The sequence below is a fragment of the Pseudomonas sp. C8002 genome (assembly GCF_013385765.1).
Taxonomy (GTDB): domain Bacteria; phylum Pseudomonadota; class Gammaproteobacteria; order Pseudomonadales; family Pseudomonadaceae; genus Aquipseudomonas.
The window spans coordinates 647,490-661,110 of record NZ_JACAPJ010000005.1; the positions used below are offsets into that span (position 1 = coordinate 647,490).

Consider the following 13,621-nt stretch of genomic DNA (forward strand, 5'->3'; position numbering starts at 1 on the left):
CTCGAGTTCTGTCTGAAAGAACTGCGGTACCTGGCATGGGGCTGCTTCGCAGCCCGACGGGAGCAAGCTCCCTCGCCACATGGGCCATGCCAGGCTCAATCAGGTTTTAGAACACCGAGGCGTAGTCGCCCAGCTCAACCTGTACCGATTTGATGCGAGTGAAGTTGTTCAGCGAGCTGATCCCGTTTTCACGGCCCACGCCCGACTGCTTGTAGCCGCCCACCGGCATCTTCGCGTCGGACTCGCCCCAGGCGTTGATCCAGCAGATACCGGCTTCCAGCTGATGAATCACGCGGTGGGCGCGGTTCAGGTCCTTGGTCACCAGGCCAGCGGCCAGGCCGAAGTCGGTGTCGTTGGCACGGCGGATCACTTCTTCTTCGGTGTCGTAGGTGAGGATGCTCATCACCGGGCCGAAGATTTCTTCACGCACGATGGTCATTTCGTCGGTGCAGTCAGTGAACACGGTCGGGGCCACGTAGGCACCCTTGGCGAATTCACCGTCGGTCAGACGGTCGCCGCCGCACAGCACGCGGGCGCCTTCTTCTTTACCTTTGGCGATGTAGCCGAGCACGCTTTCCATGTGGGCGAAGCTGACCAGCGGGCCGAAGTTGGTGTTTTCATCTTCCGGGTTGCCGATGCGGATGCGGGCAACGCGCTCGGCGATCTTGGCTTCGAACGCGCCTTTGAGGGCGGTCGGAACGAACACGCGGGTGCCGTTGGTGCAGACCTGGCCCGAGCTGTAGAAGTTGGCCATCATCGCGATGTCGGCGGCGCGGTCGAGGTCGGCGTCGTCGAAAATGATCAGCGGGGATTTGCCGCCCAGTTCCATGGTGACTTCCTTGAGCGAAGAGCTCGAAGCGCTGGCCATGACTTTCTTGCCGGTGTCGGTGCCGCCGGTGAAGGAGACTTTCTCGATGCGCGGGTGTTCGGTCAGCCAGGTGCCGACTTCACGGCCGCTGCCGGTCAGGACGTTGAACACGCCATCCGGAACGCCGGCGGCGGTGTAGATTTCAGCCAGTTTCAGGGTGGTCAGCGAGGTGACTTCGCTTGGCTTGAAGATCATCGCGTTACCGGCCGCCAGGGCGGGTGCGGATTTCCACAGGGCGATCTGGATCGGGTAGTTCCATGCGCCGATACCGGCCACGACGCCCAGCGGCTCGCGACGGGTGTAGACGAACGAGGTGTCACGCAGCGGGATCTGCTCGCCTTCGATGGCGGGCACCAGACCTGCGTAGTATTCCAGTACGTCAGCGCCGGTGACGATGTCGACGTATTGGGTTTCGGAATACGGCTTGCCGGTGTCCAGGGTTTCCAGGGCGGCCAGTTCGTCGTTGCGCTCACGCAGGATGTCGACGGCACGACGCAGGATGCGCGAACGCTCCATGGCAGTCATGGCGGCCCAGATTTTCTGGCCCTTTTCGGCGCTGACCACAGCGCGCTCGACGTCTTCTTTGGTGGCGCGTTGCACGTTGGCGAGAACTTCACCGTTAGCCGGGTTGATGGCTTCGAAAGTGGCATCGCTGCCAGCGTCGGAGTAGCCGCCGTCAATGTAGAGTTTTTGCAGTTCGAAACGGGCCATAAAGTCCTCGCAAGTGCATTAGTGGTTGGCGCGGTTCGGGAGTTGAGCGTTTATGTGTGCTCTAACTCACCTGCTTGGCCAATTGGAAGTCCATGTATTCGTAAGCGATCCGTTGCGCCTGCTCCGTGTCGAAAGCGTCTCCCGACAGGGCGCCGCGCAACCACAAACCGTCGATCAGGGCCGCCAGGCCTCGGGCTGCGCTGCGTGCCTCGGGCAACGGCAACGCTCGGCGGAACTGGCAACACAGGTTGGAATACAGACGGTGATCGTTGATCCGCTGCAGCCTGTGCAATGACGGGTGGTGCATGCTGGTGGCCCAGAAGGCCAGCCAGGTTTTCATAGCCGGGCCGTTGACTTGGCTGGCGTCGAAGTTGCCTTCGATGATCACCTGAAGATGGGCCCGCGGGCTGTCATCTTTCAGCGCCAACCGGCGCTCGGTGACGTTCTCGATCAGCACGTTCATCAGGTACCGCATCGTGGCGGCGATCAGGCCATTCTTGTCCTGAAAATAGTGACTGATGATGCCATTCGAGACACCGGCCAGACGGGCGATCAGCGCAATGCTGGCATCCCCCATTCCGACCTGATCGACGGCCGTCAATGTGGCTTCGATCAACTGCTGGCGGCGTATGGGTTGCATACCGACCTTGGGCATCGTGCACCTCTCCTTAGGCCTGCCAACGGGCGATAAACGTCCGTCGGCTTGAGGGCCAGTCTATTTTGTTTTGATTGAACGTTCAATCAACAAAGAATAAGATCTGCGACAAATGGTCGCTGCCTACAGGTATTTCCTACGTGCATGTGGCGCCACCTGACATCGGGAAAACCCATGAAACAGCCCGGCACAGCGGTTCGCCGGGGGTTTATGGTTTTTCGGGGTGTCTTTATACACCCGTCCGTCGACTGCCGAAAAATCGATGGCTCGGGTCAAGCGTTGCCTTGTGTTTCTCTGCACTGCCCGGAGCATCTGTGCCATGAGTTCTGCCTCTCTTATAAAGACCCCGCCAGAAAAGGTGCGGGTCAACGGTTGGGTGTTCTACACCTCCACCGCGCTGATTCTGTTGTTGACCGCGATTCTGATCATCGCCCCGCAGGAAGCCGGCAGGATGCTCGGTGTGGCCCAAGCCTGGTTGTCGAAAAGCTTTGGCTGGTACTACATGGTCGTGATCGCCGCCTACCTGGTGTTTGTGGTGGGCCTGGCGTTTTCGTCCTATGGCAAATTGAAACTGGGCAGCAAGGACGACACCCCGGACTTCAGCTACGGCGCCTGGGCCGGCATGCTCTTTTCGTCGGGTATCGGCATCTCGCTGCTGTACTTCGGTGCGTCCGAGCCGCTGGACCACTACTTCAACCCGCCTGAAGGCGCATCGGCCACTGGCGACGCTGCGCGTCAGGCGTTGCAGTTGACGTTCCTGCACTGGGGCCTGCACGGCTGGGCGATCTACGCACTGGTCGGCCTGGCCGTGGCGTACTTTGCCTACCGTCATAACCAGCCGCTGGCCTTGCGTTCGGCGCTGTACCCGCTGGTGGGCGAGCGTTGGGTCAAAGGCGCGGCCGGTCACGCGGTAGACGGCTTCGGCATGTTCGTAACGCTGCTGGGCCTGGTGACGAACCTGGGGATTGGTTCGATGCAAGTGTCGTCCGGGCTGGAAAACCTGTTCGGCATGCAGCACAGCAACACCAACCTGCTGATCGTGATCATCGTGATGAGCACCGTGGCGACCATTGCCGCCGTGTCGGGTGTGGAGAACGGCATTCGCCGCCTGTCCAACCTGAACATCGTGCTGTTCAGCGGCCTGCTGATTTTCGTGCTGCTGTTTGGCCCGACCCTGCACCTGCTCAACGGCTTCGTGCAGAACATCGGCGACTACATGAACGGCATCGTGCTGAAGACCTTCGACCTGTACGTGTACGAAGGCGACGCCGACAAGACCGAACGCTGGATGGGCCTGTGGACCCTGTTCTACTGGGCCTGGTGGATTTCCTGGGCGCCATTCGTGGGCATGTTCATCGCGCGTATTTCCCGTGGTCGCACGGTGCGTGAACTGGTGGCCGGCGTGCTGCTGATCCCGCTGGGCTTCACCCTGGCGTGGCTGTCGATCTTCGGCAACTCGGCCCTGGACCTGGTGGTGAACCATGGTGCGGTGGAGTTGGGCAAGACGGCGCTGGAACAGCCGTCCATGGCGATCTACCAACTGCTTGAGCATTACCCGGCGTCGAAAATCGTCATCGGTGTGTCGATCTTCGTCGGCTTCGTACTCTTCCTGACCCCGGCGGATTCCGGCGCGGTGATGATGGCGAACCTGTCCTGCAAGGGCGGCAACGTTGACGAAGATGCGCCGCACTGGCTGCGGATTTTCTGGTCGGCGGTGATCACCCTGGTGACCATCGGCCTGCTGTTCGCCGGTAACTTCGAAGCCATGCAAACCATGGTGGTGCTGGCGGGCTTGCCGTTCTCGGTGGTGCTGGTGTTCTTCATGTTCGGCCTGCACAAGGCGATGCGCCAGGACGTGGCGATCGAGTTGGAGCAGGCGCAGTTGGCCGAGCGTGGTCGGCGTGGTTTCAGCGAGCGTTTGACTGCCCTGGACCTGCAACCTAGCCAGGGTACCGTGCAACGCTTTATGGACAAGCACGTCACGCCGGCGCTGGAAGAAGCGGCGACTGCGTTGCGTGACCAGGGGCTGGAAGTGCAGACCCTGCTGGGCAAATCCAAGCGCTGCATTGGTGTGCGCATCGAGATGCAAGAGGGCAATCCGTTTGTCTACGAGGTCAGCCTGGATGCTTATTCGTCGGCACCGAACGACTTGCCCGAGGAAGAACGCACGCGCTACTACCGCGCCGAGGTTTACCTGCACAACGGGCCTCAGGAATACGACCTGATGGGCTTCACCCAGGAGCAGATCACCCGGGACGTGCTCGATCAGTTTGAAAGCCATCGGCAGCTCCTTGGCCGTGTCTATAGCTGAGTGGTGAAAGGACAGGTGGTGTCGTTACTGACACCACCTGAGCAAAATGTGGGAGCGGGCTTGCTCGCGAATGCGCAGTGTCAGTCAGTACATCTGACACTGATACACCGCATTCGCGAGCAAGCCCGCTCCCACATTTATTTTGCGGTGTCTGTTAGCCCAGGTTCTTGCCCAAGAGGGCGTGATAGAGCTCGCTGTCACCCAGAATCCCCACCACCTTGTTGTCGTCCTGCAGCACCAGCTTGTTGCCTGTCTGGTACCGAATCTGCAACGCCTCACGCATTCCGATATTGGAATCCACCAGCGTCGGCATCCGCCCCAAACCTTCCACGGCTTGCCCCGGTGCCCAGTTCTGCAGGTTCAGCACCGAACCGTTCTGCCGCGCGCCCTTGATGGTGTTGCCTTCGGCCAGGTCCAGCCACGAGTCACCGCCCGGGTCCAGGCTGATGGAGCCGTTGACGTGGGTGCAGTTATCCACCGTGCGCATCAGGCTGCGGCCACACAGCACATTCAGCGGGTTGGTGTGGGCCACGAAGGTCCGCACATAGTCATCCGCCGGGTTCAGCACGATCTCTTCCGGCACGCTGTACTGGATGATCCGCCCGTCTTTCATGATCGCGATGCGGCTGCCGAGTTTCAGCGCCTCATCCAGGTCGTGGCTCACGAATACGATGGTCTTGCTCAGCTTGCGTTGCAGCTCCAGCAACTCATCCTGCAAGCCCTGGCGGATCAGCGGGTCGAGTGCCGAGAAGGGTTCGTCCATCAACAGGATATCGGCGTCCATCGCCAATGCGCGGGCCAGGCCGACACGCTGCTGCATGCCACCGGAAAGCTCGTCTGGCTTCTTGTTGCGCCACTGCGACAGGCCCACCAGTTCCAGCTTGTCGTCCACCAGCTTGCGTCGTTCTTTCTCCGGGCGGCCCTGCATCTCCAGGCCGAAGCTGATGTTCTCGCGCACCGTCAGCCAGGGCATCAGGGCGAACTTCTGGAACACCATGGCGATGCGCTGGGTGCGCATCATTTTCAGCTCGGCGGGGGTGCAGGATGCGATGTCGATCTGGCGACCTTCATGCTCCACAAACAGCTTGCCGCGGCTGACGGTGTTCAAGCCGTTGATGCAGCGCAACAAGCTCGACTTGCCCGAGCCGGACAGGCCCATCAGCACGCAGATCTCGCCTTTCTCGACATCCAGGCTGGCGTTTTCAACGCCGACAATCTGCCCGGTCTTTTTCAGGATCTCGTTGCGCGTCATGCCCTGGTCCAGCAGCTTGAGCGCCTCGCGTGGGTCTTTGGAGAAGATCACGTCGACATTTTCGAATCGGATAATGCTCATGCATCACCCCCTACTTTGGCGTCGGGTTGTTTGCAGATGCGGTCGAGCATGATGGCCAGCAATACGATCGCCAGGCCGGCTTCAAAGCCCAGGGCGATGTCGGCGGTGTTCAGCGCGTTGACCACCGGTTTGCCGAGGCCGTCGGCGCCCACCAGGGCCGCGATCACCACCATCGACAACGACAGCATGATGCATTGGGTAATGCCGGCGGCGATGCTCGGCATGGCGTGGGGCAGTTCGATCCGCGAGAGCAACTGACGGCGCGAGCAGCCAAAGGCCTTGCCGGCGTCCATCAACTCTTGCGGCACATCACGGATACCCAGGTAAGTCAGACGGATAGGCGCGGCAATCGCAAACACCACCGTGGAAATCAGCCCGGGCACCACACCCAGCCCGAAGAGGGTCAGGGTAGGGATGAGGTAGACGAAGGTCGGTACGGTCTGCATCAGATCGAGCACCGGCCGCATCAGGGTGTAGAACATCGGTTTGTGCGCGGCAACAATGCCCAGCGGCACCCCGATCACCACGCAGACCAGGGTGGCGAACAGCACTTGCGCCAGGGTCTCCATGGTTTCCTGCCAGTACCCCAGGTTGAGGATCAGCAGGAAGGAGGCGATGACAAAAACGGTCAGGCCCCATTTGCGTTGAATGAAGTGAGCGAGCAGCGCAATCAGACCGATCAATGCCAGTGGATTGAACCAGGTCAGCGCGAACGTCACGCCGTGGATCATCGTTTCCAGGGTCGATGCGATTGCGTCGAAGTAGGCGGCCCCGTGTTGGGTCAACCACTCAACGAAGGCAGCGATGTACTGGCCTAGCGGGATTTTATGTTCAGTCAGCATGGTAGTGAATGTCCACATGCGAAGAGGAAAAACATCCCGGGCCAGCGTACCGGCCCGGGGTCAGCGGTTTACTTGGCGAGGTAAGCTTTGACGGCCTCCAGTCCTGGTTTGCCATCGACAGTGGTGACACCGGCGAGCCAGGTGTCGAGCACTTGCGGGTTCTTCTTCAGCCACGCCTTGGCGGCGGCGTCGGGCTTCATTTTGTCGTCCAGGACGTTACCCATCAGGGTGCTTTCCATGTTCAGGGTGAACGACAGGTTTTTCAGCAACTGGCCCACGTTGCTGCATTCCTGGGTGTAGCCCTTGCGGACGTTGGTGTAGATGGTGGCCTGGCCGTAGTTAGGGCCGAATGAATCATCACCCCCGGTCAGGTACTTCATCTTGAAGCGGGTGTTCATCGGGTGCGGTTCCCAGCCGAGGAACACGATGGCCTGGTCGCGCTTGGTGGCGCGTTCCACCTGCGAAAGCATCCCGGCTTCGCTGGATTCGACCACTTTGAAACCGGCGGTTTTCAGGCCGAAAGCGTCCTTGTCGATGAGGGTCTGGATGGTCCGGTTGCCGTCGTTGCCCGGCTCGATCCCGTAGATCTTGCCGCCCAGCTCATCCTTGAATTTGACGATGTCGGCGAAGTCTTTCAGGCCCTTGTTGTACAGCGCTTCCGGTACGGCCAGGGTGTACTTGGCGTTTTCCAGGTTGGCGCGCACGGTTTCCACGGTGCCGGCATCACGGTACTGCTTGATGTCGTTTTCCATGGTCGGCATCCAGTTGCCGAGGAAGATGTCCATGTTCTTGCCGTCGGCCAGGGACTTGTAGGTCACTGGTACTGAAATCATCGTGGTGCGGGGTTTGTAGCCGAGGCCCTTGAGGACTTCGCTGGTGGTGGCCGTGGTGACGGTGATGTCGGTCCAGCCGACATCGGAGAAGTTGACGGTCTGGCATTGCGCCGGTTCTGCAGCGTGAGCCACGACTGGCAGACTCAGCATGGCGGCCAACAACAACGACGGGGAACCTTTCATGGGGGTGGACTCCTGGTGTTTTTCTGGCGGCAATAACACCGCGCTTATAGGTGTTGCGGTTGGGCGTGCGGCACAGCTCTGCCACGCAACTGTGCAAACGAGTCGAGACTGATCATGTACCAGTGAAAATCTGACGCCTACAGGGGGCGTCGTATCCAGTACAGGGATGGTCGTATCCAGTGTCGGTGACGTCGCTTACAGATTTTTTCCACGGCAAAACTGCACTTTTTACCGATCTGCACCGCAAAAAACGGCCAAAACGTCGCCTTCCACAACAGCGGCGCTGATGAGCATGGGTACGTCGGTGTGAGACGCCGTGAGCGCCAACAAAAGCTTGATGATGGCCGCATCTGGGCGGATTGCGACATGAGCGTAGCAGCTCCGTCACCAGGCGTTATGTGCGCCTGGCCTGTGCTCATCGAGGAGTTTCACGGCAATGGCTATCAGCGTTTTCGACCTGTTCAAGATCGGCATTGGGCCTTCGAGTTCTCACACCGTCGGCCCCATGCGCGCCGCGGCGTTGTTCGTTCAAGGATTACGTGAACGTGATGTGTTGGAACAAGTCAGGCGCGTCGAAGTTCAGCTGTATGGCTCCTTATCGGCCACGGGCATCGGTCACGGCAGCGACAACGCGGTGATCATGGGCCTGATGGGCGAGTGGCCGGACGCGATCGATCCGTCACAGATCGGCATCCGCATCGAAACCCTGCGCGAGACCAACACCCTGCTGCTGGACGCACGTTTGCCGGTGCCTTTCTTATGGGCGCGGGACATGCGCCTGATCGACGAAAACCTGCCGTTCCACCCCAATGCCATGACCCTGGTGGTGTTCGGTGATAACGGCGAGCTGCACCGCGACACCTACTACTCGGTGGGCGGCGGATTCGTGGTGGATGAAGCCCAGGCCAACAGCGGCGTGGCGGACATGGACCGCACCGAGCTGCCCTATGATTTTTCCAGTGCGGTGGAACTGCTGCAGCTGTGCAAGACCCACAACCTGCGCGTCGCTGAGCTGATGTTGGCGAACGAAAAAACCTGGCGCTCGGAAGAAGAAATCCGCAGCGGCCTGATGAAGCTTTGGCGCGCCATGCAGGATTGCGTGGAGCAAGGCCTAAAGCACGAAGGCATTCTTCCCGGCGGTCTCAATGTTCGGCGGCGTGCAGCCAAGTTGCACCGCAGCTTGCAGGAGCTGGGCAAGCCGAACGTGATCGGCTCGACCTTGAGCGCGATGGAATGGGTCAACCTGTTCGCCCTGGCGGTGAATGAAGAAAACGCCGCCGGCGGGCGCATGGTCACGGCACCGACCAACGGCGCGGCGGGGATCATCCCGGCGGTGCTGCACTACTTCATGAAGTTCAGCGAAGAAGTGACCGAGGCCAACGTGGTCGACTATTTCCTCGGCGCGGCGGCGGTGGGCATCCTGTGTAAGAAGAACGCGTCGATCTCGGGTGCCGAAGTCGGCTGCCAGGGTGAAGTCGGCTCGGCGTGCGCCATGGCGGCGGCGGGGTTGGCGGAGATCCTCGGGGCTACGCCGGAGCAATTGTGCAACGCGGCGGAGATCGGGCTGGAGCACAACCTCGGCCTGACCTGCGACCCGGTAGGCGGGCTGGTGCAGGTGCCGTGCATCGAGCGTAATGCGATTGCCGCGGTGAAGGCGATCAACGCGGCGCAGATGGCGCTGCGGGGGGATGGCCAGCACTTCATCTCGCTGGACCGGGTGATCCGCACCATGCGCGATACCGGGGCGGATATGCATGACAAGTACAAGGAAACATCGCGGGGTGGGTTGGCGGTGAGTGCGGTGGAGTGTTGATCCGGAAAGACCGCGTCGCCTGCATTCGCGAGCAAGCCCGCTCCCACATTCGACCGAGTTCCTACTGAAAAAACGCGGTCAAGTGTGGGAGCGGGCTTGCTCGCGAATGCGGTAGACCGGGCAACACTGCTCATAAAGTGAACACCAGAACCAAAAGCGCCACCTTTTAGCGCGTCGCAATTAGATAAGTAGCTCCCGAACGATTTCCCCTCATGACCATCGGTCACCCGTGCTTGTGGTGACAGACTTTTCCCACGTCGTTTCTCTCCCTTCCCACAAGTGCTACCGATCTGCTCACACACCTTGAGCCTGCGTTCTCTCACGTCTTTTCTGGGTCATATCCCCCACTCCATGCGCGGGCTTATATAGACACGTCATGAGGTCGTTTTCAGGAGTTATTGAATACGCATTCAACTTTAGGCATGGCATTTGCTCTATCAATACAAAGCCTCTCGCCATAGGAGTTTCCTTAAGGCGATGAGCGCAATAACAAGAGCCTCGCCTGAGGCCATCACCCGCTTTGTGTGAGGAGATACCGCGATGACGTCGTTCAACTCCGGGGCTCAACCCCAGAACCGTGCGCCTCAATCCATCGGCTTTTTGCTGCTGGACAATTTCACGCTGATTTCCCTGGCCTCCGCAGTCGAACCCCTGCGCATGGCCAACCAACTCTCGGGCCGCGAGCTGTATCGCTGGACGACGTTGAGTGTGGACGGAAACCAGGTGTGGGCCAGCGACGGTCTGCAAATCACCCCCGATGCTTCCATGCACAAAGCTCCGGCCCTGGACACCGTGATCGTCTGTGGCGGCGTGGGTATCCAGCGCACCGTGACCCGTGAACATGTGTCGTGGCTGCAAAGCCAGGCGCGCCAATCCCGTCGCCTTGGCGCGGTGTGCACCGGCAGCTGGGCCCTGGCCTGCGCCGGCCTGCTGGACGGTTTTGATTGCAGCGTGCACTGGGAATGCCTGGCGTCGATGCAGGAAGCCTTTCCCCGCGTGGCCATGAGCACCCGCCTGTTCACCCTCGACCGCAACCGCTTCACCAGCTCCGGCGGCACCGCGCCGCTGGACATGATGCTGCACCTGATCAGCCGTGACCACGGCCGTGAATTGTCGGCGGCGATCTCCGAGATGTTTGTGTACGAGCGCATCCGCAACGAACAGGATCACCAGCGTGTGCCGCTCAAGCACATGCTTGGCACCAACCAGCCGAAGTTGCAGGAAATCGTCGCGCTGATGGAGGCCAACCTGGAAGAGCCGATCGACCTCGATGAACTGGCGGTGTACGTAGCGGTGTCCCGGCGTCAGCTGGAGCGCTTGTTCCAGAAATACCTGCACTGTTCGCCGTCGCGCTACTACCTCAAGTTGCGCCTGATCCGTGCGCGGCAGTTGCTCAAGCAAACGCCGATGTCGATCATCGAAGTGGCGTCGGTGTGCGGGTTTGTCTCCACGCCGCACTTCTCCAAGTGCTACCGCGAATACTTCGGCATTCCGCCGCGGGATGAGCGTGTGGGTTCCAACACCACGCAGCAGGTGGCGATGATGCCGATTCCGCAGGCGCTGGTGTTGTCACCGTTGTCCGGGCCGTTGTCGGCGTTGAGCCAGGCCAGGAATGAGTCGACTTTCGCGAGTGTAAGGCTTTAGACCGAGTCGCCTGCATTCGCGAGCAAGCCCGCTCCCACACTTGACCGCGTTTTTTCAGTAGGAACGCGGTCGAATGTGGGAGCGGGCTTGCTCGCGAATGCGGTATATCAGGCGCCAGAGTTCTGCCGAAATTGCACCAGCGCCGGCAACAACTGCTTGTCGATCGCCTGCCTCACCGCCGGCAAGATCGTCGCGCTGCCGGTGTACATCTGCTCAACCATACCCTTGAGCGCCTTGGCCCGCGCCGCGCTCAAGCCGCGCACCGCACACTCGCAAGCCTGCTCGGCGGTAGCGCCGCTGGACACCTCGAAACCCAACGACCGCAGCTGGCCCAGCAGGTCATCCTGGTCAATCAAATCCGCGTGCATCATGACGTTAATCCTTGTTAGGGGAGCGGGGGATTGAAGTCGATTCTGGTAGGCCATCACCGAGTCGGCAAGGCCTGAATGCATGAATGTCCGGCACACCTATGAACAGGTCGTTTTCGGCTAACTCGCAAGGCAGGGGAGTGTGCACACTGACACCAAGCAAGCAGCTTGAAGGTTTGGTCACCCTCGGGATGCGCAGCTCACACAAAGCACTCTGCCCCGATCCTGTCACGGCTGGATCGGGGCTTTTTTTGAGCTGAAATTTGAGGTGAAGCTGCTGGCCCCTTCGCGAGCAAGCCCGCTCCCACAGTTGACCGCGTTTTTTCAGGAGGAACTCGGTCAAATGTGGGAGCGGGCTTGCTCGCGAAGGGCGCGCCTCGGTCTACCGCTGCAACACCAATATCCGCGACAACAACTCATCGCGGTCGATATAGCAGCCCTGGAAATGCCGCGCGCCGGACGCCGGATCAAACGCATTGCGCGCATGCAGGGTCCGGCGATTATCAAAGCACCACAGCTCGCCCGGATTCAGACGTTTGACCAGTCGAAAACGCTCCTCCCGGGTCATCGCAATAAACCGGCGATAGGCGCGATAGAGCAACGGCATCTGCTCTGCAGGCGCCTCAAACGGCCCGCGCAGAAAGTTGGCCATGCGAATCTCGGCGACTTCACCCAGAGCATCCAGCGCAATGATCGGCGCCAGCTGGCGATAGTCGCTGTGACGGTCCTTGTTGCGAAATTCCACGGGGATCTCGCACAGCGCGCGAAAGGCTTCGGGGTCTTCATCGCGCAATGCCCGGGCGATGGCAAAACCATCGACAAAAATACTCTCGCCCCCGTCGGCGTCGTTCACCAGGCAATGCAAGAACTGCAGCCCGGGTTGCAGCTCCCGCGTCGGCAAATCACTGTGCAGCGGCAGGTTGAATGCCGTGTAGGCGTTGCTGTCGGCATCGGCCTTGGACTGCACGTTGAACAGCACGCCGAAGTTGCTCTCGCGGATGAACGAAATGCGCTTGGCGATCAGCGCCAGCGAGCCGGGTTCGGTGGGCACACCGCGCACTTGGGTGAGGCCGCTGTCACGCAAAGCCAGCAGCCATTGCAGCAGGGCTTTCGGATCTTCCATCAGCGCTGCGTAGTCGAATACGGGCAGCTCGAACGTACGGTCCCACAGCAGGGATTTCGGTTTGGCAGCCCGGCGTTCGGCGCGGGACTCATCGTCGTAGGCGTGCGCCCGCAACCATCCGGGATCGTATTGGCTGCGATGCCCGCCGCTCCATTCCACTGTCAGCAGACCCTGGTCGGTACGTGCACTGAGGGCCGTGAGGTGTTCGTCCACATCGACGATTTCCAGCACCTGTTCACGGGTCACGCTGTAGACGCAAACAGGGCACGGGCAGTTGTCTCGCAGCCACTGGTGATGAAACGGGCTGACCCGCCCATCGGCCCATCGCACACTGAGGTGATCGCCGTGCACCTGCACATCGGCCAGGTCACTGATCAGTGGGTAAGTACGGAAGTCGGCAACAGCGGCGGCGGTTTGCATGGCGATTCCTTATTTTTGGGGTGGCAGTCCAATCACGCGGCCGAGCAGGGCGGGCTTCGGCAGTTCGGTTTGTTCGGCGCTGATGCTGGCAAGCTTGCCCAGCACCGCTTCACTGAATGGCGCCGAGTGCGGCCCGGCGAGGTCGACGTGGAGCAGCATCTGTTCGTTGCCCGCCAGCTCCTTTTCGTCGCCCACCAGGTGCAGGCTGTGATAGAGGTGCAGGCGCTTGCGGTCGTGGGCGATGAGTTGGGTGTGCACCTCGACGGCGGCGCCCAGTTTCACTTCGTGCAGGTAGTTGAGGTGCAACTCCAGGGTGAACAGCGAGTGGCCGCTGGCTTCGCGGTTTTCGCTGTCCAGGCCCAGGGTGTCCATCAGCGCATCGGTGGCGTAGCTGAAAATCAGCAGGTAGAACGCATCGCGCAGGTGGCCGTTGTAGTCGACCCACTCGGGGAGGATTTTGGTGGTGTAGGTGGTGAGTGCGGGCATGGTTCGGTTCCCGGTAGGTACGTGATCGTTC

11 protein-coding genes are annotated in these 13,621 nt (G+C 60.6%); 3 read left to right on the forward strand and 8 right to left on the reverse strand.

Annotated elements, in window-relative coordinates:
- Positions 1-106 precede the first annotated feature (106 nt).
- Positions 107-1,579, reverse strand: coding sequence for a betaine-aldehyde dehydrogenase (betB, locus tag HX814_RS09670; RefSeq protein WP_003216900.1), 1,473 nt, complete (start codon positions 1,577-1,579; stop codon positions 107-109).
- A 61-nt stretch (positions 1,580-1,640) separates the two neighbouring features.
- Positions 1,641-2,234: a transcriptional regulator BetI gene (gene betI / locus HX814_RS09675; protein WP_003216902.1), complete on the reverse strand. Its 594-nt coding sequence runs from the start codon at positions 2,232-2,234 to the stop codon at positions 1,641-1,643.
- Positions 2,235-2,610: 376 nt separating this feature from the next.
- Between betI and HX814_RS09680 the strand changes: the two genes are divergently transcribed.
- The gene (locus HX814_RS09680) at positions 2,611-4,545 is read left to right on the forward strand and encodes a BCCT family transporter (RefSeq protein WP_371318518.1); all 1,935 of its coding nucleotides are present in this window, start codon (positions 2,611-2,613) and stop codon (positions 4,543-4,545) included.
- A 154-nt stretch (positions 4,546-4,699) separates the two neighbouring features.
- Here HX814_RS09680 and choV read toward each other — a convergent pair whose 3' ends face one another.
- The 3 genes from choV to HX814_RS09695 form a co-directional block, all read right to left on the reverse strand.
- Complete coding sequence (gene choV, locus HX814_RS09685) at positions 4,700-5,878, reverse strand: choline ABC transporter ATP-binding protein (protein ID WP_134327444.1); 1,179 nt, start codon at positions 5,876-5,878, stop codon at positions 4,700-4,702.
- Positions 5,875-6,720: a choline ABC transporter permease subunit gene (choW, locus tag HX814_RS09690; RefSeq protein WP_003216909.1), complete on the reverse strand. Its 846-nt coding sequence runs from the start codon at positions 6,718-6,720 to the stop codon at positions 5,875-5,877. Before choW ends, choV begins: the two co-directional genes overlap by 4 nt.
- 68 nt (positions 6,721-6,788) lie before the next feature.
- Positions 6,789-7,736: a choline ABC transporter substrate-binding protein gene (locus tag HX814_RS09695; protein ID WP_003216912.1), complete on the reverse strand. Its 948-nt coding sequence runs from the start codon at positions 7,734-7,736 to the stop codon at positions 6,789-6,791.
- Between the two features lie 436 nt (positions 7,737-8,172).
- Between HX814_RS09695 and HX814_RS09700 the strand changes: the two genes are divergently transcribed.
- Positions 8,173-9,549, forward strand: a complete 1,377-nt coding sequence (locus HX814_RS09700) for an L-serine ammonia-lyase (protein ID WP_008434038.1) — start codon at positions 8,173-8,175, stop codon at positions 9,547-9,549.
- Positions 9,550-10,089: 540 nt separating this feature from the next.
- Positions 10,090-11,193 (forward strand): GlxA family transcriptional regulator, encoded by a 1,104-nt coding sequence (locus HX814_RS09705; RefSeq protein WP_003216915.1) that lies wholly within the window; start codon positions 10,090-10,092, stop codon positions 11,191-11,193.
- 107 nt (positions 11,194-11,300) lie between these two features.
- Here the strand turns inward: HX814_RS09705 and HX814_RS09710 are convergent, their stop codons facing one another.
- The 3 genes from HX814_RS09710 to HX814_RS09720 all read right to left on the reverse strand — a co-directional run bounded on the left by HX814_RS09710 (position 11,301) and on the right by HX814_RS09720 (position 13,590).
- On the reverse strand, positions 11,301-11,564 hold the full coding sequence (locus tag HX814_RS09710; protein WP_003216918.1) for a hypothetical protein: 264 nt from the start codon (positions 11,562-11,564) through the stop codon (positions 11,301-11,303).
- Between the two features lie 379 nt (positions 11,565-11,943).
- Complete coding sequence (locus HX814_RS09715) at positions 11,944-13,104, reverse strand: gamma-butyrobetaine dioxygenase (protein ID WP_177009117.1); 1,161 nt, start codon at positions 13,102-13,104, stop codon at positions 11,944-11,946.
- A gap of 9 nt (positions 13,105-13,113) precedes the next feature.
- Positions 13,114-13,590 (reverse strand): thioesterase family protein, encoded by a 477-nt coding sequence (locus tag HX814_RS09720; protein WP_177009118.1) that lies wholly within the window; start codon positions 13,588-13,590, stop codon positions 13,114-13,116.
- Positions 13,591-13,621: the final 31 nt, after the last annotated feature.

Coding starts and splice junctions, on each gene's coding strand:
- betB (WP_003216900.1), bottom strand. CDS start 1,579: ATGGCCCGTTTCGAACTGCAAAAACTCTACATTGACGGCGGCTACTCC.
- betI (WP_003216902.1), bottom strand. CDS start 2,234: ATGCCCAAGGTCGGTATGCAACCCATACGCCGCCAGCAGTTGATCGAA.
- choV (WP_134327444.1), bottom strand. CDS start 5,878: ATGAGCATTATCCGATTCGAAAATGTCGACGTGATCTTCTCCAAAGAC.
- choW (WP_003216909.1), bottom strand. CDS start 6,720: ATGCTGACTGAACATAAAATCCCGCTAGGCCAGTACATCGCTGCCTTC.
- HX814_RS09695 (WP_003216912.1), bottom strand. CDS start 7,736: ATGAAAGGTTCCCCGTCGTTGTTGTTGGCCGCCATGCTGAGTCTGCCA.
- HX814_RS09700 (WP_008434038.1), top strand. CDS start 8,173: ATGGCTATCAGCGTTTTCGACCTGTTCAAGATCGGCATTGGGCCTTCG.
- HX814_RS09705 (WP_003216915.1), top strand. CDS start 10,090: ATGACGTCGTTCAACTCCGGGGCTCAACCCCAGAACCGTGCGCCTCAA.
- HX814_RS09710 (WP_003216918.1), bottom strand. CDS start 11,564: ATGATGCACGCGGATTTGATTGACCAGGATGACCTGCTGGGCCAGCTG.
- HX814_RS09715 (WP_177009117.1), bottom strand. CDS start 13,104: ATGCAAACCGCCGCCGCTGTTGCCGACTTCCGTACTTACCCACTGATC.
- HX814_RS09720 (WP_177009118.1), bottom strand. CDS start 13,590: ATGCCCGCACTCACCACCTACACCACCAAAATCCTCCCCGAGTGGGTC.